Below are 25,526 nucleotides of genomic sequence, written 5' to 3'. Positions count from 1 at the left end.
GACCCGTTCTCGGTCAGAGCCCGCGCAGCAGGGGAAGCAGCGCACGGAACGCGCGGGCGCGGTGGGAGCCGGCGTTCTTCTCGGCGGCGGTCCACGCGCCCACCGTGCGCTCGGCGTCCGCCGGCTGGCCATCGGGGATGAAGATCGGATCGTAGCCGAACCCTCCCTCCCCGGACGCGACGGCGGCGAGCCGGCCCGGCCAGACGCCCTCGACCACGTCCTCGGTGCCGTCGGGACGCACGAGCGCGATCGTGGACACGAACCGTGCGGTGCGGTGGGGGTCGGCGATGTCGGAGAGCTGGTCCAGGAGCAGGTCCAGGTTGGCCCGCGCGTCCTTGCGGTGCCCCGCCCAGTACGCGGAGAACACGCCCGGTGCGCCGCCGAGCACATCCACGCAGATGCCGGAGTCGTCGGCCAGCGCCGGCAGGGCGGTGTGCGCACAGGCGGCGCGCGCCTTGATCAGCGCGTTCGCCGCGAAGGTCACCCCGTCCTCGACGGGCTCCGGCCCGTCGTATCCGACGACCTCCAGGTCGGGCCGCGCGCCCGCCACGATCTGGCCGAACTCCTCGACCTTGTGCGGGTTGTGCGTGGCCAGGACGATCCGCGCCATCAGTCCTCCGCCAGGATGGCGGTCTGGAGCTCGCGCAGCTCGCCGCATCCGGCCACGCCCAGCGCCAGCAGCGCGTCGAGCTCGGACTTGTCGAACGGCGCGCCCTCGGCGGTGCCCTGCACCTCGACGAACAGGCCACGGCCGGTGACGACGATGTTCATGTCCGTCTCGGCGCGCACGTCCTCGACGTAGGCGAGGTCGAGCATCGGCTCGCCGTCGATGATCCCCACCGACACCGCCGAGACCGAGTCGATCAGGGGGGTCGACCTCTTCGCGACGAAGCCTTTCTCGCGCCCCCAGGCGATCGCGTCGGCGAGGGCGACGTACGCGCCCGTGATCGCCGCCGTGCGGGTGCCCCCGTCGGCCTGCAGCACGTCGCAGTCGATGACGACGGTGTTCTCGCCCAGCGCCTTGGTGTCGACGACGGCCCGCAGCGCACGGCCGATGAGCCGCGAGATCTCGTGCGTGCGGCCGCCGATGCGGCCCTTGACCGACTCGCGGTCGTTGCGGCTGTTCGTCGCCCGCGGCAGCATCGCGTACTCGGCGGTGACCCAGCCCTTGCCCTTGCCGGTGAGCCATCGCGGCACGCCGTTGGTGAAGGATGCCGTGCACAGCACCCTCGTGCCGCCGAACGAGATCAGCGCCGAGCCCTCGGCCTGGCTCGACCAGCCCCGCTCGATCGTGACCGGACGCAGCTGGTCGGTGGCGCGCCCATCGGCACGGACGGTGTCAGTCATTCTCTCTCCTCCGGAGGTCGGGTATGTCCCAGTTCGGCGTGGTAGATGTCCCAGTTTGGCGCGGTAAGGGGTGCCCTTACCGCGCCAAACTGGGACATAGGCCAAACTGGGACATGGGGGGATGCGGCGGGTCAGCGGGGCAGGTCGATCGCGCCGGTCTGCACGAGCTGCACGGTGCGCACCTCACGCCCCATCAGCCGGTGCGCGAGCTCGATGAAATCGTCGGCGGAGGATCCGGTGGCCTCGTAGACGTGGCGGGCGGCGGCGGCAGGGCCGGCGAGCAGGTCGCGCGAGACCAGCTGCCGGTAGACGTCCTTCGCCGTCTCGGTGTCGCTGGAGACGAGGCTCACGCCCTCCCCCAGCACGTAGCTGATCGCACCCTCCAGGAACGGGTAGTGCGTGCAGCCGAGCACGACGGTGTCCACGCCGGCGTGCCGCAACGGCGCCAGGTACTCCTCGGCGACGGCCAGCACCTCCGGGGTGTCGGTGACACCGGCCTCGACGAAGTCGACGAATCGGGGGCACGCCTGGGCGAACACGGTCAGGTTCGCGTTGACCTCCAGCATGTCCTGGTAGGCGCCCGAGCCGATCGTGCCGACGGTGCCGATGACCCCGATGCGGCCGTTGCGGGTCGTCGACATCGCGGTGCGCACGGCGGGGCCGATGACCTCCACGACCGGCACGTCGTAGCGCTCGCGGGCGTCGCGCAGCATGGCCGCGGATGCCGTGTTGCAGGCGATCACGAGCATCTTCACGCCCTGCTCGACCAGCGTGTCGAGGATCTCGAGCGAGTACCGTCGCACGTCGGCGATCGGCTTCGGGCCGTAGGGCGACCGGGCGGTGTCGCCGATGTAGAGCAGCGACTCGCGGGGCAGCAGCTGCGAGATCGCCCGCGCCACCGTGAGCCCGCCGACTCCGGAGTCGAAGATCCCGATCGGCGCGTCGTCCACGATCGTCAAGCCTACGCGGTGGCTGGATAGAGTGACCGGCATGAGCACGGCGCTGCTGACCGATCGATACGAGCTGACCATGCTCGAGGCGGCGTTGCGCGACGGGACCGCGACCCGGCCCTGCGTGTTCGACCTGTTCGCCCGGCGCCTGGCCGGCGGCCGCCGCTTCGGCGTCGTCGCCGGCACCGGTCGGCTCCTGTCGCTGCTGCGCGAGTTTCGCTTCGGCGACGACGAGCTGCGGTTCCTGCGCGACGAGCGGGTGGTGGACGCCGCCACCGTCGCCTTCCTCGCCGACTTCCGGTTCCGCGGGTCGATCACCGGCTACCGGGAGGGAGAGCTGTACTTCCCCGGCTCGCCGGTGCTGACCGTGACCGGCACCTTCGCGGACGCGGTCGTGCTGGAGACCCTCGCCCTCAGCGTGCTCAACCACGACTCGGCGGTGGCGACGGCGGCGGCCCGCATGAGCATCGCGGCCGGCTCCCGCCCGCTCGCGGAGATGGGCTCCCGCCGCGCCGGTGAGCGATCCGCGGTGGCCGCGGCTCGCTCCGCGTACATCGCCGGGTTCGCGGCCACGAGCAATCTGGAGGCGGGGCGGGTCTGGGGCGTGCCGACGATGGGCACGGCCGCGCACGCCTGGACGCTGCTGCACGACACCGAGGAGGACGCCTTCCGCGCCCAGATCGCGACGCTCGGGCTCGACACGACGCTGCTGGTGGACACGTACGACATCGCGCGCGGCGTCGAGACGGCGATCCGGGTGGCGGGCCCCGGCCTGGGCGGGGTGCGCATCGACTCCGGCGACCTGCCTGTCGTCGCGCGGGCCGTGCGCGCGCAGCTCGACGCGCTGGGTGCGACCGGCACGCGTATCACCGTCACGAGCGACCTGGACGAGTTCGCGGTGGCCGCGCTCGCCTCGGCGCCCGTGGACGCCTACGGCGTGGGCACCTCCGTGGTCACCGGGTCCGGCACGCCGACGGCGGGCATGGTGTACAAGCTCGTCGCCCGGCAGGATGCGGGCGGCTCCTGGACGAGCGTCGCGAAGGCGTCCGCGGACAAGGTGTCGAAGGGCGGGCGCAAGACGGCCTTCCGGCGGCTCGCCGGGGGTGTCGCGGACGCCGAGGTCATCACGGCCGTGGCGGGCTACGACGAGCCGGACACGTCCGCGGCGCATCCGGACTCGCGTGGGCTGCAGACGCCCCTGGTCGTGGCGGGCGAGCCCGACTCCGCGTTCGAGGGGGCGGCGGGCGTCGCCGCCGCACGCGCGCACCATGCTGCGGTGCGCGCGGAGCTGCCGGACGCGGCGCTCGGGCTCAGCCGGTCGGACCCGGCGATCCCGACCCTCTACGTGTGAGGCTCAGGCGCGCAGCGACTCGTAGATCTCTTTGCAGGTGGGGCAGACCGGGAACTTCTCCGGGTCACGCCCCGGCGTCCATTTCTTGCCGCAGAGCGCGCGCACCGGTTTGCCGGTCAGCGCGGATTCGAGGATCTTCTCCTTCTGCACGTAGTGCGAGAAGCGCTCATGATCGCCCGGTTCGATGTTCTCCTCGCGGATGAGCTCTTCGAGCTCACGGTCGAGAGTCGTCGTGCCGCCGGCATCCGGGCGGTCTGAGGGCGTGCTCATGGTGCCCGATTCTACCCGTCGGGCCGCTCACGCGGTCGTCTCGGCGAACTCCATCAGCGCACTGCCGCGATGCGCGAACACCGCGGAGCCGACCGCCAGCCCGATCCCCAGCACGACCAGCCCCGCGCCCAGTCCCGCCGCCAGGGCGAGCATGCCGTACGCCGGATCGACCATCACCGCGAGAACGCCCCACCACAGCGCGGGGGCGCTGGCAGCGAGGGCGCCGAGCATCACGAGGGTCTGCGAGAGGATCCCGCCGCCGCTCGTGCGCACCGGCTGCTGGAACGGGCTGTCGCCCGGCCGGCTGACCGGGTAGGGAGCGGCGGCGGACGCGATCGAGCTGAGGCCGAGCCCGGCGAGGAACAGGCTGGCGCAGACCCCGATGAGGGCGGGCGCATGCGCCCAGCGTCCGCTGATCGCGACCGACAGCGGGACGCCGACGGCGAGCACGGGGATGCCGACGAGGAGGATCGGGAGGAGTCGCCCGGCACGATCGGAGAAGCCGCGCACGCCCGCCGCGATGTGCAGCCACAGCGCCGTGGAGTCGTAGGCGAGGTCGTTGTGCGGGAGCCAGCCGAAGAACAGGGCGACGACCGCCAGCGGCGCCAGGGCGACGAGCTCGCCGGGGACACCGGCGATCAGCAGCGGCGGGACGATCGCGAGGCCGGCCACCGGCACGATCGCCACATTCACCCGGTAACGGGGGTCGTGCGTCCAGTAGATGAGGCTGCGCGCAGCGATCGCGCCGCCCGGCGTGGACGGCATGACGGCGAACCAGGACATGCCCCGCGGGCGCGCGGCCGCCGGCCGGCCGGCGGCGTGCAGGACCCGCGCGACGAGGGTGTACCAGGCGACCGTGAGCGCCGCGACGCCCACCACCGCCACCGCGAAGGCGACCCACCCCGTCGGATCGCCGGACTGGGCGTAGCCGGGCAGCGACCAGGCCGCGCCGAGCGGGGTGAACGAGAGGACCTGCACCGCCACGAGGAGCGCCGAGGGCACGGAGCGGCCCCAGTCGAGCGACGCGAAGAAGACGCCGACGGGAACGACGACGACGAGCACGACGAGCAGGAACAGCCCGCTCAGCTCGCGTGAGCGCCGTTCCCGCAGCAGCCATGCCGACAGGGTGCCGGCCAGCCGTGCCAGCAGGAGGATGGTGACGAGGCCCAGCAGCGGGCCCACGACGGCCGCGACCCCGGCGCCCTGCCGAAGCCACAGCACGGCGACGCCGGCAGCGGTCACGAGCATCGCCAGCATCGGCACGCCGAGCAGGCTCGCCGCCAGCGTCGCACCCGCGAGCGGGCGCGCCGTCGCTCCGAAGGGCGCGAATCGACGCGGGTCGAGTTGATCCGCGTCGCCCATGATGGACGGGGCGACGACCGCCCCCAGCGTGAGGGCCGATCCGCCGACGACCGTCACGACCGACACCGCCGTCGGGGACGCGTGCGTGAGCGCGAGCAGCCCGGTCAGCGCCACCGCGACGCCGACGAGCACGAGCACCAGGCCGGCGACATGCCGGCCCCGGTCGCGCGCACCGGGCCGGGCCGCTCCGACCAGGAGCGCGAGCCTCAGTCGGAGAACGTGCGCAACCACTCCAGGCCCTCTCCGCCGCCCGCCGCGCCCACGAGCTCGAGGTAGCGCTCCTCGAGCGTGCCGTCGCCGCGGATGTCGTCCACGGCGCCCTCGACCAGCAGTCGGCCGCCGGCGATGACGGCGACGCGGTCGCAGACCCGTTCGACGAGCTCCATGCCGTGGCTGGAGAGCACGACCGCGCCTCCCGCGGCGACGTATGAGCGCAGGATGTCGAGGATCACGACGGACGACGCCGGGTCGACGGCCTCGAAGGGCTCGTCGAGCACGAGCAGCCGTGGCGCGTGGATCATGGCCGCCGCCAGCATGAGCTTCTTGGTCATGCCCGCGGAATAGTCCGACACCACCCGCCCGAGGGCCTCCTCGAGGTCCAGCGCCGCCGCCAGCGCCGCCACCCGGTCGTCGACGATCGCGCCGGAGAGCCCTCGGAGCAGGCCCGCGTAGCTGAGCAGCTGCCGGCCGGTGAGGCGGTCGAAGGTGCGCAGCCGGTCCGGCAGGACGCCGATGAGGCTCTTGGCCTCCCGCTCGTGCGCGCGCACGTCCACGCCGCGCACCCGGATGCTGCCGTCGTCCGCGCGCAGGAGCCCGGCGATCATCGAGAGCGTCGTGGTCTTGCCGGCGCCGTTCGGGCCCACCAGGCCGAAGAAGGTGCCGGGCTCGACGGTCAGCGTCAACTCGGCCACCGCGACGGTGTCGCCGAAGCGCTTGCTCACGCCCTCGATCACGAGGGCGGACGTGTCGGACGACGGGGCGGCATCGTCCCAGAGCACGTCGAGCGCGGGTGCCGAGGACCCGGGCTCCGCTTCCGGCTCCGGCAGCGGCTCCGGCTCAAGCTCCGCTTCCGGCTCGAGCTCAGGCTCCGGCTCGAGTTCGAGCTCCGGCTCGTCCGCGTCCAAGACCGCGTCCTCCGGCTGCTCGGGCTGCGGCGGGACGACGGGCGGAAGCGGCGGGCGCGGCGGGATGACGAGATCGTCGGGCACCTGCGCCGGCGACTGGCGCAGCGGGTTGCGCCGCGGGCGATGCGGCAGCAGCGTGCGCCGCCGCGGGCGCGCGGGCGTGAGCGCCTCGCCCGCCGGCGAAGCCGGATCGGGCGTCTCATGGGGCGAAGAGCGGTCGGGGGGACCGGGCAGCGGGGCTGACACCCGTCAACGGTATCAAGCACCCCCGACCCCGTCGCTGGACGGTCGCCCAGACCTCGTCACAGCGCGACCCGGGCGTGTCGCGCCCGGCATCCAGCGCCCGACCAGCGACCCGGGGCTACGCTCTGCGGATGGCCGAGAAGGTGCCCCGCATCCATTCGCTGCCCGACGGCGCGCCGTGGGACGGCGGGCTCCCCCCGCCCGGATCGAGCGAGCACCCGTTGACGGTGCGCGCGCTCGACCGCGTGCTCGCGCTGCAGCGCCCCGCCGTCCTCGCCCACCTTCGCAGCGTCCGGCTGCGTCATCCGGAGGCGAGCACGATCGAGCTCGTCCGCATCCTGGAGCGCCGTTATCTGGCCGCGGTGACGGCCAGCGGCGCCGCCGTCGGCGCGACGGCCGTGATCCCGGGGATCGGCACCGCGGTGACCCTGACTCTCAGCGGCACCGAGACGGTCGCGTTCCTCGAGGCCAGCGCGCTGTTCGCGCAGTCGATCGCCGAGGTGCACGGCATCCCGGTGGAGGATCCCGATCGTGCACGCGCCCTGGTGCTGACGCTCATGCTCGGGCAGGAGGGCATCGACCTCGTGGCGCAGCTGGCGGGGCAGGCCCGTGGGCGGGGCGGCAGTCGCCAGTCGTACTGGGGCGAGATGATCGCCAAGACGATTCCGCGCGCGGCGATCGGGCCGCTGCTGGACCGTCTGAAGGCGACGTTCCTGCGGCACTTCGCGACGCGCGGAGGCGCGTCCTGGCTGGGCAAGGCGCTCCCGTTCGGGATCGGGGCCGCGGTCGGCGGAGCCGGCAACCATCTGCTGGGGCGCCGCGTGGTCACGACGTCGCGACGTGCCTTCGGCGTCCCACCGACCGCACTGCCCCCGGCGCTCGAGCCGCGTCCCGGAGCGACGCCGATCGAGCGGCGGCTGCGCCTGCGCCGCCGCTAGGCTCGTCGCCGTGACCTGGGCGCTGATCATCCTCCTGCTGCTGAACGCCGTCTACAACGTGGTCGTGTGGCCGCGCTTCTACCAGCGCATCGCGAAAGACGCCCGTGCTCGGGACGAGTCCGGGCGTCGGACCGCCTTCTACACTGTCCACGCCGTGCTGATCGGCATCGCGCTGCTGCTGGCGTTGGTCTCCGCCGTCGCGGCCGTGATCGCGATCGTCGCGACCGCCTGACGGCGCACGCGGATGCCGCCCCGCGCGAGGTGCGAGGCGGCATCCTGAGCCGGTCGTCGACTACTGGTCGAGCGTGCCGAGCGTGACGGTCGCGGTATAGGTCTGGCCGTTGCGCACATAGGTGAGCGTCGCGGTCGACCCGCCGGCCGCGGCACGCACCTGCGCGGTCAGGTCGACGGCGTCGGTGACGGTCGCGCCGTTGAACGAGGTGACGATGTCGCCCTCCTGCAGACCCGCCGCCGCGGCCGCTCCGCCGGAGGTGACGTCGGCGATGTACGCGCCGGTGATCGTCGCGCCCTCGACCGAGGTCGAGTCCTGCACCGACGCGCCGAGCAGGCCGTGCGTGGCCGAGCCGGTGTCGATGATCTCCTGCGCCACGCGCTCGGCCACCGACGAGGGGATGGCGAAGCCGACGCCGATGGAGCCCGACTGGTCGGTGGACGACGACGAGCTGGCCGAGGCGATGGCGACGTTGATGCCGATCACGTCGCCGTCGGAGTCGACCAGCGGACCGCCGGAGTTGCCGGGGTTGATCGCCGCGTCGGTCTGGATGACCGCGATCTTGATCGTGTCGGTCGTCGACGAGGACGACGAGCCGTCGCCCTGACCGAAGTCGAAGGAGAACGGGCTCTCCCCGTCGCCCGAGTCGCTCGAGTCGCTGGAGTCGTCCGGCGCCGCCGACGAGGTGATCTCGATCGAGCGGTTCAGGGCGCTGACGATGCCCTCGGTGACGGTGTTCGACAGGCCGAGCGGTGCTCCCACGGCGATGGTCTCGTCGCCGACGTTCAGCTGCGTCGAGTCGCCCCAGGTGATCGGCGTGAGCCCGGACGCGTCGTCGAGCTTGATGACGGCGAGGTCGTAGGTCGGGTCGGTGCCGACGACGGTCGCGCTGTAGATGCGGCCGTCGGAGGTCGTCACGCTGATCGTCGGGTTCGCGATCTCGCCGTCGAGGGTGACGACGTGCGTGTTGGTGAGGACGTAGCCGTCCGAGCTGAGCACCACGCCCGACCCGGTGCCGGCCGTGCTGCTGCTCGAGCTGCTCACGTCGATCGTCACCACCGACGGCGTGACCTTCGCGGCGACCGCCGTCGTGTTGTTGACCGAGTCGGTGTTGTTGACCGTGACGACGGTGCCGCCGCTGGCGGTGGTCGTGGTCGACTGGCCCCAGATGCCGACGCCCGCGTACGCCCCGCCGAGGCCTGCGGCTCCGCCCACGATCGCGGCGGCCACCAGCAGCCCGGCGATGCGGCCGGCGTTCGACTTCTTCTTCGTGTCGACGCTCGTCGCGCCGGTCGTGGTCGCCCCGTCGGTCGAGATCGGCACGTAGGTCGTGGTGCCCCCGAGCGGCTGCGTCGGCGCGGTCTGCCCCGGCTGCGCCGCCGGACCGAACGACTGGCCGGGCGCCGCATAGGGCGCCTTCGGCGCGACGGGTGCCTGACCCGCGTACGTGCCCGGGTAGGGCGGCACGGCCGGATAGGCGGGAGCGGCCGGCGCGCTCGGCGCCGGGATCTGCGCCGCGGCCGCCGCGGCATGCTGCGCGGGAACCTGAGGCGGGGTCGGTGCCTGCGGCGGCACGGAGGTCTGCGAGGCCGGCTCCGATGCCGGTGAGTCGGGGGTCGTCGTCTGGGATGCTGCGTCGGGGGTGTCGGGACCGGTGCCCGCGGTGTCGCTCATGGTTGCTCCTTCTGGACAAGCACGCTCACTGTGACGTTCCGTCCTGTGCGTTCCTTATGTCGAATATGGGAGCACACCATGCGAGTAACCTGTGTGCGGTGCGAGTGATTCCCGGCGCCTGGCGCCGCACAGCGGCCGGCGCCGGACTTCTCACGGCGGACGGCGTGCCCGCGCCCACGATCTTCGCCGAGATGAGCGGCCTGGCCGCCCGCACCGGCGCGATCAACCTGGGTCAGGGCTTTCCCGACGAGGACGGCCCGGCCGAGGTGCTCGAGACCGCCCGCGCAGCGATCGCGAACGGAGTGAACCAGTACTCCCCGGGCCGCGGACTGCCCGACCTGCGGGCCGCGATCGCGGAGCATCAGCTGCGTTTCTACGGTCTCCGCCTCGACCCGGAGCGCGACGTCCTGGTGACGGCCGGCGCGACCGAGGCGCTCGCCGCGACGCTGCTCGCCCTCGTCGACGGCCCCGACGACGAGATCGTCGTCTTCGAGCCCTACTACGACTCGTACGCCGCCTGCGTCGCGCTGGCCGGCGCCCGGCTCGTGACCGTCCCGCTCCGGCGGCCCGACTTCCAACCCGACCTGGACGAGCTCCGGGCTGCCGTGACCGACCGCACCCGTCTCATCCTCGTCAACGACCCCCATAACCCGACCGGCGCCGTGTTCTCGCCCGAGGTGCGTGCCGAGATCGTCCGGCTCGCACACGCCCACGACGCGGTGATCGTCACCGACGAGGTCTACGAGCACCTCGTCTTCGACGACATCCGGCACGTGCCGCTCGCGACCGAGCCGGGCGCGTGGGAGCGCACCGTCACGATCTCCTCCGCCGGCAAGACCTTCTCGACCACGGGATGGAAGATCGGATGGCTGAGCGGGCCGGCCGCCCTCGTCGACGCGGTGATGGCGGTCAAGCAGTTCCTCACCTACGTGAACGGCGCCCCGTTCCAGCCCGCGATCGCGACCGGGCTGCGCCTGGGCGACGGCTTCTTCACCGGCATCGCGGACACCCTGCAGCGCAAGCGCGACCTGCTGGGCGAGGGCCTGCATGCCGCCGGCCTGGAGGTGTTCACGCCGTCCGGCTCGTACTTCACGGTGGCGGACGCCGCGGCGATCGGCGCCACGGACGCCCACGAGTTCTGCCGTTCCCTGCCCGACCGGGCCGGTGTCGTCGCGATCCCGCTGACGGCTTTCGTCACCGCGGCACGGCGCGAGGAGTACGCGAGCCTCGTCCGCTTCGCGGCGTGCAAGCGCGTCGAGGTGCTCGCGGAGGCGTCCGAGCGCCTCCGGTCCCTCGCCCGCTGAGCCCCCTCAGCGGGCGACGACGCGGTAGCGACGCAGTCGAAGTGCCGGATTGGCCGCGCGCACCCGGTCGAGCACCTCACGCTCGATCGGGGCCAGTGCGATGCCGGGCGCGGCGTCGAGGCCCGCGCGCACGATCCCCTGCGGGTCGATGATCACGGAACGGCCCACGCCGAGCGGCGAGGGGTGGTCGGCGGCCGCCACGTAGGCCGTGTTCTCGATGGCGCGCGCCCGCAGCAGCGTCGCCCACTGGTCCTCCTTGAGCGGACCGCGCACCCACTCGGCGGGCACCAGGATCAGCTCGGCCCCGGCGTCCACCAGCACCCGGGCGGACTCCGGGAAGCGCAGGTCGTAGCAGGTCATGATCCCGCAGGTCACCCCGGCGAGCTCGAACACCTGCGCCGGGCCGGTCTCCCCCGGCGCGATCCATTCCGACTCGCGCTGCCCGAACGCGTCGTACAGGTGCTGCTTGCGATAGGCGGCGATCAGGCCGCCCGGACCGACCGCGACGATCGTGTTGTGCACCCGGCCGTCGGCGGCCCGTTCGACCAGCCCGGCGACGAGGTGGATGCCGTGCGCCGTGGCGCACGCGCGCATGCCCGTCACGAACGCGCCGTCGAGGTCCTCGGCGTGGGCGCGCAGCCGGTCGTCGAGCGGATCGACGAAGTAGCTGGAGTACTCGGGGAACACGACGAGCGTCGCACCGCTGGCCGCGGCCCGGCCGGCGTGCTCGGCGACCGCCGCGCGGTTCGCCGCGGCATCGGCGCCCGGCGCGAACTGGACGACGGCGACGACAGGACCGCGGGACATGCCTCCATCCTCGCGACGCGCCCCGGGCGCGTGCAACCCGGCGTCCACACCGCCGGTGCGCCGAGGCTCTGCGGCCGTGCTAGGCTCTTCTCTTGTGCCGCGGGGTGGAGCAGTTCGGTAGCTCGCTGGGCTCATAACCCAGAGGTCGCAGGTTCAAATCCTGTCCCCGCAACCATGAAAGGCCCCAGATCAGGGATTTCCCGACGATCTGGGGCCTTTTCCATCGCTCGCGGGCGGTGGCCAGCGCACCTATCTACGAAAAGATTTACGTCAAGACTTGATACTCATCGTATCTATGATCTAAGATAAAAGAGTACCCGCACTCGTGCCCACTTCTGTATCGCGGGACCACTGGCGTCGCAGACACGCACGCAGGGAGAAGGTTCGCATGGGGCACGATCGCAGTTCTGTTCTCGCACAGGACACGCCGGATGCAGTCGCCTCGGGTGCGTCGGGACCGGGGACGACGGGCGCCACCGGCCCGGCGGCCGAGCTGGCGGACGTGTCGGTCCGTGCCGTGGATCGGCTCGTGGCGGCGCTGCTGTCCGCTCGCTCACGCGCCGGCGCCGCCCAGGCGGCGGAAGCCCGCGTCCTGGCCGCGGCCGTCGACCTCGTCGCCGGCCGCGTCGAACGACGGCGGGCGGAGGGCTACCGGATGGGAGAGGCGGATCTGATCCTGCGGGAGGTGTCGCTGGAGCTGGGCATGGCGATCCGCGTGTCGGACCGCACCGTGCAGGCCCGGATGGGCGATGCATCCACCCTGGTCACCCGTTATCCGAAGACTCTTGCCGCGTGGGAGGCGGGACGCATCGACGCCGGACACGCCTGGGCGCTCGTCCGCGCCGGCACGGGAATCGAGTCGGAACCGGACCGTGCCCGCTACGAAGACCTCGCGCTGCGCGCAGCCGAGACGGAATCGGTCGCCAGGTTCCGCGCCGCCGCGAAGACGATCGCCGCGAGCGTCGACCCCGACGCGCATCGCACGCAGGTAGCCCTGGCGAGCGCCGACCGCCACCTCCGCGTCTACGACCTCGACGACGGCATGGCGCGACTGGTCGCCGACCTTCCCGCGCCGCTGGCGTACGCGATCCGCGATCGGCTCACCCAGATGGCCAACACCGTCGCCGACCGGCATACGGCGGCAGGCGAGGAGCACGACGACACCGCGCACGACGACACCGCGCACGACCGTGCACCGGACGACGACACCCCGCACGACGATGAGCAGGGCGAAGGCGATGAGCGGGTGCGCGTGAAGACCGGGCCCCACCCCCGCCGCGCGGCCCACGGCGCAGACGCATCCTGCGAGCCCCGCACCGTGGACCAGCTCCGCGCGGACCTGTTCAGCGAGCTCCTGCTCACCGGCACGCCGGTGAGTCACGGCGACGGGCTCGAGAACGTCGCCGGGCGAGTGCAGGTCACCATCCCGGCCCTCGCGCTCGCCGCCGTCACCGCCGAACCCGCGCTGCTGGCCGGCTACGGACCCGTCGATGCCGACTTCGTCCACAGACTCGCTGCGAGAGCACCCGGATGGGATCGCGTGTTCACCGACCCCTACACGGGAGTGCCCCTCGCCACTGACCGCTACCGCCCCCATGCGGGACTGATCCGATATCTCGAGGGCCGGGACGAACGCTGCCGCACCCCCGGCTGCGCACGGCCGGCACACGACTGCGACAAAGACCACACGCACGATCACGCGAAGGGCGGCAAGACCTGTGGCGCGAACATGTGCGATCTCTGCAGACGACATCACGTCGGCAAGCACGAGACCGCCTGGACCGTCCGGCAACTCGGCGCCGGCGTCATCGAATGGACCGGCCCGACCGGCAGGACCTACACAGACCGCCCGCCGGCGACGGTGAGGTTCGTCCCTGCCGACACGCCGCCTTTCTGACCCTTGGCCCGACGACCCGACCGCCGGCTACGAGCCGAGCAGCTCAGAGAGCGAACGGGGCTGAGCGAGGATGAGATCCGCCACGTTCACGAACGTGTCGCCCTCCAGCTCCGAGAGCGCGACGGCGCGAGCGCGCGGCCAGCCCTCGGTCAGCCCGCATCCGGCCTCGCCGATGATCGCCTCGTCGCCCTGGATGCCGAGCACGACGAAGGTGTGGCCGGCCGCGCTCGTGCTCGGGTCCGAGCCGATCGAGTACACGGTGGGCGTCGTGCTGGTCGAACGACCCAGCACCGCGGCCATGTTGGTGGCCTCCTGTCCGCCGTTCGCGTAGACGTACTGATCGAAGCTCGTGTAGACGTTCATGAAGTAGGTGACGAAGCCCACGCAGTTGTCGAGCTTGTCCACCGTCGTCCCGTCGCCGCAGTCGCCGGGTCCGGAGCTGCCCGGATACAGCGCCTCCAGCACCGCCTCCCCCTTGCGCAGGGGCGCCGTGTCCGCGGTGCTCACGTAGTCGGCGATCAAGGCCTGGGCCTGCTCCAGCGTCAGCCCGCCCTGTTCGGTGTCGAAGTCGGCGGACGCGAGCGGCGAGGTGACGAGGGATGCGACCGAATAGGTCGACCGCTGCAGCACCGGGTCCTCCGCCGCCTCGGGAGCGGCGTAGGTCTGCGCTTGCGTCGCGACGCTGCCGACGGAGATGGTCGCCGAGTCGGCGACGGCGGAGCCGGTCCCCTCGGAAGAGGCGACCGCCTGCGCCGGCATCGTCATCCCGACCGTGAGAAGACCGACCACGCCGAGCACGCAGATCGAGAACGACGTCGTCGCCAGCCGCCGGTGCGAGGGCGCCGACGGAGCGCGACGGGCGGCCCGGGAGGGAGGACCCGACTCCGTGACAGGCGCACCGGCCGGTCGAGCAGTCGGGCGCGTCGCGGCTTCTCGCAGCGAACGTCGCGTCGGCGGGGTCTCGGGCACGTTCTCAGAGGTCAAGGCGATAGGCAATCCGGTGTATCGATGCGGCATTCGGGTGGGTGAGGTGCCGCCCGCGCTTCGGGTGCGCGTCGACCACCATTCAACGCGACAACCGGGCAGATAACGAATCGATAACGCGATTTCGGGCAAGGTCTCAGGAGAGCGGCGCGACCTCGGGCGGGCAGCGGGAAGCTATCACACGCGGATCGAAGGCGCACTCGGCTGGACGGCGTCTCCCGACTCCTCCATCATGTTGCTAGTTTGACTAGCGAGATGAGCCAGGCGAAGGAGCGACGAGATGACGGACGGCGACCAGGTGATCCTCCTCGCGGACGACGGGACGGCGATCGGCACGGCCCCGAAGAGCAGCGTCCACGGCCCGGACACCGCGCTGCACCTCGCCTTCTCCTGCCATGTGGTCGACGGCGCCGGCCGGGTGCTGGTGACCCGCCGCGCCCTCGGCAAGAGGACCTGGCCCGGCGTGTGGACCAACTCCTTCTGCGGTCACCCGCGACCCGCCGAGCCGGTGGTCGCCGCCGTGCACCGTCATGCCGGTCACGAGCTCGGCATCCGCGTCCGCGACCTCCAGCTGGTCCTGCCGTTGTTCCGCTATCGCGCGACGGATGCCGCCGGCACCGTGGAGAACGAGATCTGCCCCGTCTACCTCGCCGTCACCGACGACGTCCCGCAGCCGAACGCGAACGAGGTGGCCGCCTTCGAATGGGTCGCCCCGGCCGATCTCGCCGTCGCTCTCGCGGCCACGCCCTGGGCGTTCAGTCCGTGGCTGGTGCTGCAGGCCGCGCAGCTCAGCCTCTTCTCCCCCGCCCCGGCCCTGCTCCCCTCATGAGCGCCATCAGCCCGATGAGCGGCGTCCTCTCCCCCGCCGCCGCGACCGACGTGAGCCGTCGGGTGGACAAGGCCCTCGACGTCCTGCAGGCCCGGGCCACCCGCCACGACCCCGCCCTCGCCCGGCTCACCGGCGCCGCGACACGCGCGGCGCACGGCGGGAAGCGGTTCCGTCCGGCCCTGCTGTACGCGGCGTTCGAGGCGTGGAACGGCGATCCCGCGCACCGCGACGGCGTGGCGGACCTCGCGGCCGCGGTGGAGCTGCTCCACACCGCGTTCGTGATCCACGACGACGTGATCGACCACGACACCACCCGCCGCGGCCGGCCCAACGTCGCCGGCGAGTTCATCGCGCACGGCCGACGTGCCGGCGTCGGTCCGGCGCAGGCCGCCGAGCTCGGCGTCGCGGCGGGCGTGCTCGGCGGCGATCTGCTGCTGCACGAGGCGAGCCGTCTCGTCGCCCTCGCGCCGCTTCCCGCCGGTCTCCGGCGAGGGATCCTCGACCTGTTCGACGAGGCGGTGCTCGTCTCCACGGCCGGCGAGCTCTCGGACGTCGAGCACACGCTGGGCACCGCCGCGACCGTCGCGGGAGAGCTGCTGCGCACCGCGCACGACAAGACCGCGGCCTATTCCTTCACGCTGCCGCTGTGCGCCGGCGCGATGCTCGCCGGCGCCGACGCCGACGAGGTCGTGGCGCTGCGCGCCTGCGGCTCGGACCTCGGGCTCGCGTTCCAGCTCGTGGACGACCTCATCGGCGCATTCGGGACCCCGGCGCAGGCCGGCCGCGACGCCGGCGCCGATCTTCGCGAGGGCAAGCGCACACCCCTGGTCGCTCTCGCGATCGCCGGCCCCGACGCCGAACGCGTCGAAGGCACCCTCGCCCTGGCACGAACCGGGCCGGTCGGCGTCCGCGTCGCGCAACGCGCACTGGAGCGCAGCGGCGCGCGGACGACGCTCGTCGCGATGGCGACCGACGCGCTCGAGCGCGCGCGGGGAGCCGCCGCCGTGCTGCCCGCGCAGGCTCGCGAGCTCGTGGCACGCGTCGCCGACGACGTCGAACGGCGGATCCCGTGACCGACCGCACCGGACTGGCGCTCTACGACCGGGCCGCCTCGCAGGCCGCCGGCGGCATCATCGAGGTCTATTCGACCTCGTTCGCGCTGGCCGCGCGGATGCTGGGACCGCGTGTGCGCGCGCACGTGCGGCACGTGTACGCGCTGGTGCGGATCGCCGACGAGGTCGTGGACGGCCCCGCCGCCCAGGCCGGCGTCGACACGGCGGGACGCGCCCGGATCCTCGACGGTCTCGAGCGCGAGGTCGACGCGGCCCTCGCCGACGGCTTCAGCGCGAACCCGGTCGTCCACGCGTTCGCCGGCACGGCCCGTGCGTGCGGCATCTCGGCGGATCTCACCGCCCCCTTCTTCGCATCGATGCGCACCGACCTCACCACCGTGGTGCACGACCCGGCGTCCCACGACGCCTACGTGTACGGCTCCGCCGAGGTCGTCGGGCTCATGTGCCTCGCCGTCTTCGTCAACGCGGGGACGACGGTCCCGGTGCGCCCCGCCCCCGATCTCGTGGTCGGTGCGCGACGGCTCGGCCGCGCGTTCCAGGACGTGAACTTCCTCCGCGACCGCGCGGACGACGCCGCCCTCCTCGGCCGCGACTACCTCGCGATCGGCGACGACCACGACCGGGATCGCGTGCTCGACGGCGTCGACGCCGACCTGGCCGCCGCCGCGGCCGTCATCGGCATCCTGCCGCCGGACTGCCGGCGCGCCGTGACCGCCGCGCACGACCTGTTCGCGGCGCTCTCGCGACGGCTGCGTTCGGCGCCGCCGGACGCCGCCCGCGTGCGGGTGCCGACGTCGGCGAAGCTCGCCGTCGCGGCCCGCGCATGGCTGGGCGGCGCACCGCAGGGCGTCCGTTCGTGAGCGACGCGATCGTCGTCGGCGGCGGGATCGCCGGGCTCGCCACCGCGGCGCTGCTCTCGCGCGACGGGATGCGGGTCGCGCTGTTCGAGGCGCGCGACCAGCTCGGCGGCCGGGCCGGTCGGTGGGAGCGCGACGGCTTCCGGTTCGACACCGGACCGAGCTGGTATCTCATGCCGGAGGTGTTCGACCACTTCTTCCGGATGCTGGGGACGAGCGCCGGGCAGGAGCTCGACCTCGTCCCGCTGACGCCCGCCTACCGGGTCTACGCCGAGCCGGGCGACGGCGGGCGCGCTCCCCTCGACGTCGTGTCCGGACGCGACCAGGCGATCGCGCTGTTCGAGAGCGTCGAGCGGGGAGCCGGCGCTCACCTCGCCACGTACCTCGACTCCGCCGCGGAGGCGTACGACCTGGCCGTCACCCGGTTCCTCTACGACACCTACCAGACCCGCCGCAACCTGCTGACGCCGACCCTCCTCCGTCGCGCGCACCGACTGCTGCCGCTGCTGACCACCTCGCTCGAGCGCTTCGCAGGACGCCGGTTCCGCGACCCGGTGCTGCGTCAGATCCTCGGCTACCCGGCCGTGTTCCTCGGCGGGGATCCCGCGCACGTGCCCGCGCTGTACCACCTGATGAGCCACCTCGACCTGGCCGACGGCGTGCGCTACCCGCAGGGCGGCTTCGCCGCGGTGATCGACGCGATCGAACGTCTCGCCCGCGCGGCGGGCGCCGACATCCGGACCGGGACGCCGATCATCGCCATCGAACGCGAGGACGGCCGCGCGGCGGGCGTGCGGACCGCGGACGGGACGCGGCACCGCGCGCCGATCGTGATCGCCACGACGGATCTGCACCACGCCGAGACGCGGCTGCTCCCGGACGAGGCCCGCACCTATCCGGAGTCGTGGTGGCGGCGGCGCACCCCCAGCTCCGGCGCCCTGCTGGTGCTCCTGGGCGTGACCGGCGAGCTGCCCCAGCTGGCCCACCACACGCTGCTGTTCACACGCGACTGGCGCGCGAACTTCGACGCGGTCTTCGGCGACCGGCGCCGCATCCCCGACCCCGCCTCGCTGTACGTGTGCCGGCCCAGCGCGACCGACCCCACCGCGGCGCCGCCCGGGCACGAGAACCTGTTCGTGCTCGTCCCGGTGCCCGCCGACCCCGACTCCGGGCACGGAGGCGTCGACGGCGACGGCGATCCCCGCGTCGAGCGGGCCGCGGACGCCGCCATCGGCCAGATCTCCCGGTGGGCCGGCATCCCCGACCTCGCCGAGCGCGTCGTGGTGCGCCGCACCATCGCGCCCGCCGACTTCGCGCGCGACCTGAACGCCTGGCAGGGCAACGCGCTGGGCCTTTCCCACACGCTCCGTCAGAGCGCGCTGTTCCGCCCCGCGAACGCGTCCGCGACCACGCCCGGCCTGTTCTACGCCGGCGCCTCCGCCCTCCCCGGCATCGGGCTGCCGCTGTGCCTCATCTCGGCGGAGCTGGTGCGCAAGCGGATCCGGGGCGACCTCACGCCCGGGCCGTCGCCCGAGCCGGCGGGGCGCTGATGCCGGGCACGTATCTCGCGGCGATCCTGATCGCCGCCGCCGGTGTCGCCGCGCTGGACGTCCGATACCGGCTCGCGATCCCCGCCGCGCCCGGCCGCACGGTCGGCGCGATCGCGATCGGGACGGCGTTCTTCCTCGCGTGGGACCTCATCGGCATCCTCGCCGGCGTGTTCGTCAAGGGCTCCAGCCCGCTGCTGCTGGGAGTGGACCTGGCGCCGCACCTCCCGCTGGAGGAGCCGCTCTTCCTCGCGTTCCTGTGCTACCTGGCGCTGGTCGTGCACGCCGCGGCGCGGCGACGGGCGGTGCCATGACCTACGCGCTCATCGTGCTCCCGTTCGTCGCCGCGACCGCCGCGGTGACGGCGCTGTCGGCGCGACGTCCCGGGTTCGCCGCACGGATGCGCGCGAGCCTGATCACGACGGTCGTGCTGCTGGTGCTGACCGTCGTGTTCGACAACGCGATGATCGCGACGGACCTGTTCTCCTACCCGGCGGACCGGCTCAGCGGGCTGCGGATCGGCCTGGCACCGGTCGAGGACCTCTCCTATCCGCTGTGCGCGGCCTTCGGCGTCCCGGCCGTGCTCGCGCTGCTGCGCCGGGGGCCCCGGACATGAGCGGCGCCGCGCCCGGGGCGCTGCGCTCCCTCCTGCTCTCGTCACGGCCGGTCAGCTGGGTCAACACGGCCTACCCGTTCGCGGCCGCGTACCTGCTCACCGCACGTCACCTCGACGTCGTGCTGCTGGTCGGCACGGTCTTCTTCCTCATCCCCTACAACCTGGCGATGTACGGCGTCAACGACGTCTTCGACTACGAGTCGGACCTGCGCAACCCGCGGAAGGGCGGCGTGCACGGGGTGGTCCTCGACCGGCGGATGCACCGCCTCACGCTCTGGGCGGCGGCGCTGACGTGTCTGCCGTTCGTCGTGTTCCTGCTGGCGGTCGGCCCGCCCGCGGCCGGGCTGGTGCTCGTGCTCAGCCTGCTGTCCGTCGTCTTCTACTCCGCCCCGCCGCTGCGGCTCAAGGAGGTGCCGTTCGCCGACTCGCTGACCAGCAGCATCCACTTCTTCTCCCCCGCCGTGTACGGGCTCGTGCTGGCCGGCGCGACGTGGACGTGGCCGCTGGCCCTCGTGATCCTCGCGTTCGCGCTGTGGGGGGTCGCCTCGCACGCGTTCGGAGCCGTGCAGGACGTCGTGGCCGACCGGGATGCGGGCATCTCCTCGATCGCCACCGCGCGCGGCGCGCGCTGGACCGTGCGCTTCGCACTGGCGCTGTACACCGCCGCCGGCCTCGGCATACTCCTCACGGCATGGCCGGGCCCGCTGGCGGCGATGCTGGCGGTGCCCTATCTGCTGATGGTGTGGCCGTACCGCGGCGTCGACGACGACACCGCGGCGTCGGCCACGGCCGGCTGGCGGCGCTTCCTCTGGCTCAATCAGCTCACCGGCTTCGCCGTCACGCTGCTGCTGGTCTGGTGGGCGCTGCGGACTCAGTGAGTCACTGGTCGCCCGACAGCGACAGCAGCTCGTTCACGGCGTCCGTGAGGCGCTGGTCGGCCTCGCCGTACGCGGTCCAGTCGCCGCTCTGCAACGCGCTCTCCCGATCCAGCATCGCCTGCTTGGCCGCGGCCAGCGCATCCTGGTAGGCGGTGGAGTCCGTGGTGTCGGTCGAGCCGCCGGTGTCCGTCGAGGAGCCCGTGTCCGGGACGACCTGCTGGTCTCCCGCCGTGGCGCCGGAGTCGCCGCCGAACAGGTCGTTGAGCGCCTCGTCCAGCGTGTCCTCGAACGCGACGTCGTTGCCGAAGGCCACCAGGACCTTCTTCAGCTGCGGCAGCTGCGTGCCGGTGGAGGCCTGCACGTACACCGGCTGGACGTAGAGGAAGCCGCCGCCCACCGGCAGGGTCAGCAGGTTCCCGTTCTTGACCTGCGACTGCCCCTGTTTCAGCAGGTTGATCGCCGAGGAGATGGTGGGATCGGAGTTGAACGTGTTCTGCACCTGGCCGGGCCCCGGGATCGTGGTGTCCGAGGTGATCTCCAGCAATCGCAGGGTGCCGTAGTCGGCGCTCTTCTCGCCGGCGGTCGAGCCGGCGTCCGAGTCGACGGCGAGGTACCCCATCAGCACGTTCCGCGAGTCGGTGCCGGTGGATCTGGGGATGAAGCTCGTGAACATCGAGAACGTCGGCGAGTCCTGCCCGGGCATCTGCATCGTCAGGTAGTACGGCGGCTGGTTCACGGTCTGATCCGACGACGTGGGATCCGCCGGCGTGGCCCACACGTTGTCCTGCTGGTAGAACGACTGCGCGTCGTCGACGTGGTAGACGCCGAGCATGGTCCGCTGCACCTTGAACAGGTCGGTCGGATACCGCACGTGGCTCATCAGCTCGCTCGACATGTCCGAGACCGACTTGAGCGTGGACGGGTACACGTTCTGCCACGCCTGCAGCAGCGGGTCGGTGTCGTCCCAGGCATAGAGCGTGACGCTGCCGTCGTAGGCGTCGACGGTGATCTTCACCGAGTTGCGGATGTAGTTGATGGTGTCCAGCGCCACCTGCGGGTTCTCGTTGTTGGCGTCCTCGATCGCCTGCGACATGCTCGTCGACGTCGAGTACGGGTAGGCGTCGCTGGTCGTGTACCCGTCGATGATCCACACGATGCGACCGTCCACCACGCTCGGGTAGGGGTCGGAGTCCAGCGTCAGATACGGGGCGGCCTTCTGCGCCCGGTCGAGCGGGTCACGGTCGTACAGGATCTGCGAGTCCTCGTTGACGTAGTCGGAGAACAGGATCTGCTCCGACTGGAACTTCAGGGCGTAGACGAGCCGGTTGAACCAGCTGCCCAGGCTCGGACCGCCGTCGCCGGTGAAGGTCGTCTTGGTCTCGCTGGACCCGTCGGTGCCGGAGGGGTAGTCCAGCTCGATCGGCGCGGTGTCCTCCGGCGCGCCGACGATCGAGTAGGTGGGCGAGTCCTCGCCGAAGTAGATCCGGGGCTCGAAGTCGCTCGAGGACAGGAAGCCGGATGCCGGGATGCCGCTCTCGAGGAACACCGGGTCGCCGTCGGAGGTGCGCTCGTTGCCCTTCGCGACGACCATGCCGTAGCCGTGCGTGTAGACCAGCGTCGAGTTCTGCCACGACGCGTCCGAGCCCAGCGCCGCCGTGTTCAGGTCGCGCACCGAGACGATCGTGTCCTGGGACTGGCCGTCGATCGTGTACCTGTCGACGTCCATCGGATCGGAGAACTGGTAGTACGAGCGGTACTGCTGCAGCTGGCTGACGGTGGGGGTGATGATCGCCGGGTCCATGATGCGGATGGACGCGGTGGTGTCCGCGTCCGAGCGCAGCTGGCCGGCCTCGGCGGTGGTCGTCGCGTCGTAGTCGGTGGTCTCCACGTCGTCGATGCCGAACGCTGCCTGGGTGGCGTCGATGTTGCGCTGGTAGTACTCCGACTCGTAGGCCAGCTGGTTCGGCTTGACCTGCACCGTGTTCACGATCCACGGGTAGACCACGCCGACGACGATGGAGGTGACGATCAGCAGACCGGTCGCGATCAGGGGGAACCGCCAGCGTCCGATCGCCGCGGTGACGAAGAACAGCACCGCCACCAGCACCGCGGCGATGGCGAGGATCGTCAGCCCCGGGATGGTGGCGTTCACGCCGGTGTAGGTCGGGCCGGTGATCCGGTCCCCGCTCTGCGTGAGGGTCAGGTACTTGTCCAGCCACAGGCTGGCGGCCTGCAGCAGCAGGTACACGCCGGCGATGATGGCGAGCTGGATGCGGGCCGACTTCGAGATCCGCAGCTCCCGATGGCCGATGCGCACCGAGCCGTACAGGTACGACACGAGCACCGTCAGCAGCAGGCTGATCAGCACGACCGCGGAGGAGAAGCCGAGCAGCGCCGAGTAGAACGGCACGCCGAACAGGTAGAAGCCGGTGTCCATGCCGAACTGGGCGTCGGCGGTGTCGGTGTGCACGCCGCCCAGCCACAGCGCGGTGGTCTCCCACTGCGCCGAGGTGGTGAAGCCCGCGAAGAACCCGAAGAACACCGGGATCCCCCACATCGCGAGTCGTCGCAGCGGCTCGACGACCTCCTGGTACCGGTCGAGCTGGGAGCTGAGCTTCACGTACACCGGACGCAGCCGGTAGGCGAGCTGGATCGACAGCCACAGCGGCACCGCCATGCCGAGGAAGCCGACGACGAACATGGCCCCGCGGGCGAGCCACTGCGTGGCCAGCACCGAGGAGTAGCCGAGCTGGTCGTACCAGAGCCAGTCGGCGTACAGATTCGCGAACACGAAGAACGCCACCAGCAGCGCGGCGATCACCGCCAGCGAGATCAGGACGATACGGCGGGTGCGGCGCGGGGCCGCGGACGTCGGCGCTGAGGTCGAGGACACATCACCATCCTACGAGCGCGGTTCTGGGCCGATGCTGCCGATTCGCTAAGACGCCGTGCAGGTGGGAAGCGCGTCCAGGTCGCCGCCGTCGGCGATCGTCTGCAGCACGGTGAGCGAGTCGTCCAGCGTGGACACCGCGAACACGCGCAGCCCGGTGGGAACGTACCCGACGACGTCGTCGCAGTTCGAGGCGGGCGCGAGGAAGTATTCCGCACCGGCCTCGACGGCGCCCCACATCTTCTGCCGGATGCCGCCGATCGCGCCGACCGTGCCGTCTGCGCTGATCGTGCCGGTGCCCGCGACCGCCTCCCCGCCGTTGAGCTCGCCCGGCGTGAGCTGGTCGATGATGCCGAGCGCGAACATCATGCCCGCCGACGGGCCGCCCACGTTGCTGAGCCCGAAGGTGACGTCATAGGGCATGTCGTACGACATCTGCACCGTGATGCCCAGCAGCCAGGTGCCGTCGTCGCCGGCGGCGGGTGCGACCTGCAGCTCCTGCTCCGCGCCGTCGCGCGAGACGAGCAGCGTCACCGGCGCGCCCGCGCCGGCGGCGACGGCCGCGCGCAGGTCGTCGACGGATGAGACCGCCGTGCCGTCGACCGCGAGGATCTCGTCGCCGGCGACGAGGACGCCGGCCGCCGCCCCGTCGTCCTGCACCGAGTAGACGCCGACGACGGGGTCGAGGTCGTAGCCGAGGCTCGTGAACGCCGCCGCCTCCGCCTCGGTCTGCGAGTCGGTCATCTCGGCGGCGTTCTGGGCGTTGCGCTCGTCGCTGGACTGGCCGGTCGAGTACACCGACTCCATCGGCACGACCGCCTTGGTCGCATCGAACCACGCGGCCACGACCTCGAGCCAGGACGGCGGCTGCTCCGGGGTGCCCGTGACCTGCACGGTGAGCAGGTCGAGCTGCCCGGCCGTGTCGTAGGTCTGCGCCCCGTCGACGGAGATCACCGGCACCTCGTCGCCGTCGGCATCCGTCGTCGTGCCCAGCGTGTTGTACACCGGACCGGGCGTCTCGATGACGAACGAGCTCGGCAGCAGCGAGAGCGCCAGCAGCGCGACCAGCGCCACGATCAGGCTGACCGCCCCGATGCGGGTGCGCCGGCTCATCCGGGGCCGGGCGGGCGCGGTCTCGTCCACGTCGTCGAACAGGCTCACGCATTCCTCCCGGTGCCGTTCGCGACCGGCGTACGGCGAATGCGGGCGGTGCCGGGCGGCGCGATGCTGCGTGCCACTAGCGTAGATCGCGACGTTATCCGCTCGCTGAAAGGCGCCCGCCGTGCCCGAGGACGACGACCTCTCCCCCGAAGAACAGTTCCGTGAGATGCTGCAGCGCCTGCTCGCCGGGCAGCTCGACCCCGAGCAGCTCGAGCAGCTCGCGGCGATGGGCGTGGACCCGTCGCAGCTGGCCCAGGCGATGACCCAGATGCAGTCGGCGTTCGCGTCGGGCGACGGCGGCATCGACTGGGAGCAGGCCAAGCGCCAGGCACTGCACATCGCGAACCAGTCCGACCTCGGCGTGGCCGCGGCCGCGCGCGCCGATCTCGATCAGGCCTTCGCGCTGGCGACGCTGTGGCTCAGCGAGGCCACCACGATCTCCGAGCTCTCGGAGCCGCCGCGGGCGATCACCCGCGGCGCCTGGGTGGAGGCCACGCTGCCGGTCTGGCAGGACCTGGCCGAGCCCGTCGCGACGAGCGTCGCCGACGCGTTGACGACGACCCTGGCCGAAGAGGTCCCCGAGGACATGAAGGAGATGATCGCGGGGGCCGGCCGGATGCTGCGCGGGGTGGGCGGCTCGCTGTTCGCCGCCCAGCTCGGGCAGGTGGTCGGGCGGCTGTCGACCGAGGTCGTCTCCGGCGGCGACGTCGGCATCCCGCTCATGCCGGCAGGGCAGGCGGTGATCCTGCCGCAGAACTTCGCCGACTTCGGCCAGGGGCTCGAGATCCCCGAGGATCAGCTGGCGCTGTCGGTCGCCGCCCGCGAGCTCGCGCACGCGCGGCTGTTCCGGCACGCGCGGTGGCTGCAGCTGGACGTGACGACCCAGATCGGCGAGTACGCCCGCGGCATCCACGTCGACACCTCGGCGCTCGAGGAGATCGCCGACCGGTTCGATCCGTCGCAGCCGGAGGAGCTGAAGCAGCTGCTCGCCAGCGGCGCGCTGCTGCCGAGCCCGACCCCGCAGCAGACGGCGGCGCTCGCGCGGCTGGAGACCGTGCTCGCCCTCATCGAGGGGTGGGTCGACGTCGTCGCCGCCGACGCGACCTCGCGCCTGCCCTCGGCCGACCGCGTCGCCGAGGTCGTGCGGCGCCGGCGCGCCGTCGGCGGCCCCGCCGAGAAGGCGCTCGCCTCC

24 protein-coding genes and 1 tRNA gene are annotated in these 25,526 nt (G+C 72.2%); 14 read left to right on the top strand and 11 right to left on the bottom strand.

The genetic code is table 11. From position 1 onward, the window contains the following. Nucleotides 1-13: 13 nt before the first annotated feature. From rdgB to murI, 3 genes are all read right to left on the bottom strand, one after another. Nucleotides 14-610, bottom strand: coding sequence for an RdgB/HAM1 family non-canonical purine NTP pyrophosphatase (rdgB, locus tag QM626_RS00690; protein ID WP_415072865.1), 597 nt, complete (start codon nt 608-610; stop codon nt 14-16). Further along, the gene (rph, locus tag QM626_RS00685) at nt 610-1,347 is read right to left on the bottom strand and encodes a ribonuclease PH (protein ID WP_415072863.1); all 738 of its coding nucleotides are present in this window, start codon (nt 1,345-1,347) and stop codon (nt 610-612) included. The genes rdgB and rph overlap by 1 nt, the downstream gene beginning before the upstream one ends. Nucleotides 1,348-1,478: 131 nt before the next feature. Then, nucleotides 1,479-2,297, bottom strand: a complete 819-nt coding sequence (gene murI, locus QM626_RS00680; protein WP_415072861.1) for a glutamate racemase — start codon at nt 2,295-2,297, stop codon at nt 1,479-1,481. 40 nt (nt 2,298-2,337) lie between these two features. Between murI and QM626_RS00675 the strand changes: the two genes are divergently transcribed. Next, nucleotides 2,338-3,648, top strand: a complete 1,311-nt coding sequence (locus tag QM626_RS00675) for a nicotinate phosphoribosyltransferase (protein WP_415072859.1) — start codon at nt 2,338-2,340, stop codon at nt 3,646-3,648. Nucleotides 3,649-3,651: 3 nt separating this feature from the next. On the opposite strand, the gene QM626_RS00670 is transcribed toward QM626_RS00675, so the two are convergent. Genes QM626_RS00670 through QM626_RS00660 form a run of 3 tightly spaced genes read right to left on the bottom strand, consistent with a single transcriptional unit; the run spans nt 3,652 to nt 6,650 of the window. Continuing rightward, a complete protein-coding gene (locus tag QM626_RS00670) occupies nt 3,652-3,918 on the bottom strand; it encodes a DUF3039 domain-containing protein (RefSeq protein ID WP_415072857.1) in 267 nt (88 codons plus the stop codon). Between the two features lie 27 nt (nt 3,919-3,945). Then, nucleotides 3,946-5,511 carry a hypothetical protein gene (locus QM626_RS00665; protein WP_415072855.1) on the bottom strand — a complete coding sequence of 522 codons (1,566 nt, stop codon included), beginning with the start codon at nt 5,509-5,511 and terminating at the stop codon, nt 3,946-3,948. Continuing rightward, entirely contained in the window at nt 5,487-6,650 is a 1,164-nt protein-coding gene (locus QM626_RS00660; protein WP_415072853.1) for an ABC transporter ATP-binding protein, read from the bottom strand. The genes QM626_RS00665 and QM626_RS00660 overlap by 25 nt, the downstream gene beginning before the upstream one ends. A 128-nt stretch (nt 6,651-6,778) precedes the next feature. Here QM626_RS00660 and QM626_RS00655 point away from each other — a divergent pair, with 128 nt between their 5' ends. Both QM626_RS00655 and QM626_RS00650 read left to right on the top strand, forming a co-directional pair. After that, a complete protein-coding gene (locus QM626_RS00655) occupies nt 6,779-7,585 on the top strand; it encodes a hypothetical protein (RefSeq protein WP_415072851.1) in 807 nt (268 codons plus the stop codon). 10 nt (nt 7,586-7,595) lie between these two features. Next, nucleotides 7,596-7,817: an SCO4848 family membrane protein gene (locus QM626_RS00650; protein WP_415072849.1), complete on the top strand. Its 222-nt coding sequence runs from the start codon at nt 7,596-7,598 to the stop codon at nt 7,815-7,817. 60 nt (nt 7,818-7,877) lie between these two features. Here the strand turns inward: QM626_RS00650 and QM626_RS00645 are convergent, their stop codons facing one another. Continuing rightward, the gene (locus QM626_RS00645; protein WP_415072847.1) at nt 7,878-9,491 is read right to left on the bottom strand and encodes a trypsin-like peptidase domain-containing protein; all 1,614 of its coding nucleotides are present in this window, start codon (nt 9,489-9,491) and stop codon (nt 7,878-7,880) included. Nucleotides 9,492-9,589: 98 nt separating this feature from the next. Here QM626_RS00645 and QM626_RS00640 point away from each other — a divergent pair, with 98 nt between their 5' ends. Further along, complete coding sequence (locus QM626_RS00640) at nt 9,590-10,795, top strand: pyridoxal phosphate-dependent aminotransferase (protein WP_415072845.1); 1,206 nt, start codon at nt 9,590-9,592, stop codon at nt 10,793-10,795. 6 nt (nt 10,796-10,801) lie between these two features. On the opposite strand, the gene QM626_RS00635 is transcribed toward QM626_RS00640, so the two are convergent. Further along, nucleotides 10,802-11,602, bottom strand: coding sequence for a carbon-nitrogen hydrolase family protein (locus QM626_RS00635; protein ID WP_415072844.1), 801 nt, complete (start codon nt 11,600-11,602; stop codon nt 10,802-10,804). 98 nt (nt 11,603-11,700) lie between these two features. Here QM626_RS00635 and QM626_RS00630 point away from each other — a divergent pair. Further along, a tRNA-Met gene (locus QM626_RS00630) sits at nt 11,701-11,777 on the top strand. A gap of 213 nt (nt 11,778-11,990) precedes the next feature. Further along, entirely contained in the window at nt 11,991-13,499 is a 1,509-nt protein-coding gene (locus tag QM626_RS00625) for a DUF222 domain-containing protein (protein WP_415072842.1), read from the top strand. Between the two features lie 27 nt (nt 13,500-13,526). Here the strand turns inward: QM626_RS00625 and QM626_RS00620 are convergent, their stop codons facing one another. Further along, entirely contained in the window at nt 13,527-14,483 is a 957-nt protein-coding gene (locus tag QM626_RS00620) for a hypothetical protein (protein WP_415072840.1), read from the bottom strand. A 280-nt stretch (nt 14,484-14,763) separates the two neighbouring features. Here QM626_RS00620 and idi point away from each other — a divergent pair, with 280 nt between their 5' ends. From idi to QM626_RS00585, 7 genes are read left to right on the top strand one after another with little or no spacing between them, the layout of a single operon-like run. Next, nucleotides 14,764-15,312 carry an isopentenyl-diphosphate Delta-isomerase gene (idi, locus tag QM626_RS00615; RefSeq protein WP_415072838.1) on the top strand — a complete coding sequence of 183 codons (549 nt, stop codon included), beginning with the start codon at nt 14,764-14,766 and terminating at the stop codon, nt 15,310-15,312. Then, on the top strand, nt 15,309-16,385 hold the full coding sequence (locus tag QM626_RS00610) for a polyprenyl synthetase family protein (RefSeq protein WP_415072836.1): 1,077 nt from the start codon (nt 15,309-15,311) through the stop codon (nt 16,383-16,385). The genes idi and QM626_RS00610 overlap by 4 nt, the downstream gene beginning before the upstream one ends. After that, entirely contained in the window at nt 16,382-17,245 is an 864-nt protein-coding gene (locus tag QM626_RS00605) for a phytoene/squalene synthase family protein (protein ID WP_415072834.1), read from the top strand. The genes QM626_RS00610 and QM626_RS00605 overlap by 4 nt, the downstream gene beginning before the upstream one ends. Further along, nucleotides 17,209-18,792: a phytoene desaturase family protein gene (crtI, locus tag QM626_RS00600; RefSeq protein ID WP_415072832.1), complete on the top strand. Its 1,584-nt coding sequence runs from the start codon at nt 17,209-17,211 to the stop codon at nt 18,790-18,792. Before QM626_RS00605 ends, crtI begins: the two co-directional genes overlap by 37 nt. Continuing rightward, a complete protein-coding gene (locus QM626_RS00595; RefSeq protein WP_415072830.1) occupies nt 18,792-19,103 on the top strand; it encodes a lycopene cyclase domain-containing protein in 312 nt (103 codons plus the stop codon). Before crtI ends, QM626_RS00595 begins: the two co-directional genes overlap by 1 nt. Continuing rightward, nucleotides 19,100-19,405: a lycopene cyclase domain-containing protein gene (locus tag QM626_RS00590; RefSeq protein WP_415072828.1), complete on the top strand. Its 306-nt coding sequence runs from the start codon at nt 19,100-19,102 to the stop codon at nt 19,403-19,405. The genes QM626_RS00595 and QM626_RS00590 overlap by 4 nt, the downstream gene beginning before the upstream one ends. Continuing rightward, nucleotides 19,402-20,283 (top strand): prenyltransferase, encoded by an 882-nt coding sequence (locus tag QM626_RS00585; protein WP_415072826.1) that lies wholly within the window; start codon nt 19,402-19,404, stop codon nt 20,281-20,283. The genes QM626_RS00590 and QM626_RS00585 overlap by 4 nt, the downstream gene beginning before the upstream one ends. 1 nt (nt 20,284) lies before the next feature. Here QM626_RS00585 and QM626_RS00580 read toward each other — a convergent pair whose 3' ends face one another. Together QM626_RS00580 and QM626_RS00575 are read right to left on the bottom strand one after the other, a co-directional pair. Continuing rightward, the gene (locus tag QM626_RS00580) at nt 20,285-23,176 is read right to left on the bottom strand and encodes a UPF0182 family protein (RefSeq protein ID WP_415072824.1); all 2,892 of its coding nucleotides are present in this window, start codon (nt 23,174-23,176) and stop codon (nt 20,285-20,287) included. Nucleotides 23,177-23,221: 45 nt separating this feature from the next. Continuing rightward, nucleotides 23,222-24,334 carry a PDZ domain-containing protein gene (locus QM626_RS00575; RefSeq protein WP_415072822.1) on the bottom strand — a complete coding sequence of 371 codons (1,113 nt, stop codon included), beginning with the start codon at nt 24,332-24,334 and terminating at the stop codon, nt 23,222-23,224. A 121-nt stretch (nt 24,335-24,455) separates the two neighbouring features. On the opposite strand from QM626_RS00575, the gene QM626_RS00570 reads away from it, so the two are divergent. Next, a partial coding sequence (locus QM626_RS00570) for a zinc-dependent metalloprotease (protein ID WP_415072820.1) occupies nt 24,456-25,526 on the top strand: 1,071 nt, incomplete at its 3' end.

Source organism: Microbacterium sp., from assembly GCF_047606385.1.
GTDB lineage: Bacteria > Actinomycetota > Actinomycetes > Actinomycetales > Microbacteriaceae > Microbacterium.
The sequence above is the reverse complement of the archived record's forward strand: the minus strand, read 5'-3'. Positions and strand labels throughout refer to the sequence as shown.

Coding starts and splice junctions, on each gene's coding strand:
- rdgB (WP_415072865.1), bottom strand. CDS start 610: ATGGCGCGGATCGTCCTGGCCACGCACAACCCGCACAAGGTCGAGGAG.
- rph (WP_415072863.1), bottom strand. CDS start 1,347: ATGACTGACACCGTCCGTGCCGATGGGCGCGCCACCGACCAGCTGCGT.
- QM626_RS00675 (WP_415072859.1), top strand. CDS start 2,338: ATGAGCACGGCGCTGCTGACCGATCGATACGAGCTGACCATGCTCGAG.
- QM626_RS00670 (WP_415072857.1), bottom strand. CDS start 3,918: ATGAGCACGCCCTCAGACCGCCCGGATGCCGGCGGCACGACGACTCTC.
- QM626_RS00655 (WP_415072851.1), top strand. CDS start 6,779: ATGGCCGAGAAGGTGCCCCGCATCCATTCGCTGCCCGACGGCGCGCCG.
- QM626_RS00645 (WP_415072847.1), bottom strand. CDS start 9,491: ATGAGCGACACCGCGGGCACCGGTCCCGACACCCCCGACGCAGCATCC.
- QM626_RS00635 (WP_415072844.1), bottom strand. CDS start 11,602: ATGTCCCGCGGTCCTGTCGTCGCCGTCGTCCAGTTCGCGCCGGGCGCC.
- QM626_RS00625 (WP_415072842.1), top strand. CDS start 11,991: ATGGGGCACGATCGCAGTTCTGTTCTCGCACAGGACACGCCGGATGCA.
- idi (WP_415072838.1), top strand. CDS start 14,764: ATGACGGACGGCGACCAGGTGATCCTCCTCGCGGACGACGGGACGGCG.
- QM626_RS00610 (WP_415072836.1), top strand. CDS start 15,309: ATGAGCGCCATCAGCCCGATGAGCGGCGTCCTCTCCCCCGCCGCCGCG.
- crtI (WP_415072832.1), top strand. CDS start 17,209: ATGGCTGGGCGGCGCACCGCAGGGCGTCCGTTCGTGAGCGACGCGATC.
- QM626_RS00595 (WP_415072830.1), top strand. CDS start 18,792: ATGCCGGGCACGTATCTCGCGGCGATCCTGATCGCCGCCGCCGGTGTC.
- QM626_RS00590 (WP_415072828.1), top strand. CDS start 19,100: ATGACCTACGCGCTCATCGTGCTCCCGTTCGTCGCCGCGACCGCCGCG.
- QM626_RS00585 (WP_415072826.1), top strand. CDS start 19,402: ATGAGCGGCGCCGCGCCCGGGGCGCTGCGCTCCCTCCTGCTCTCGTCA.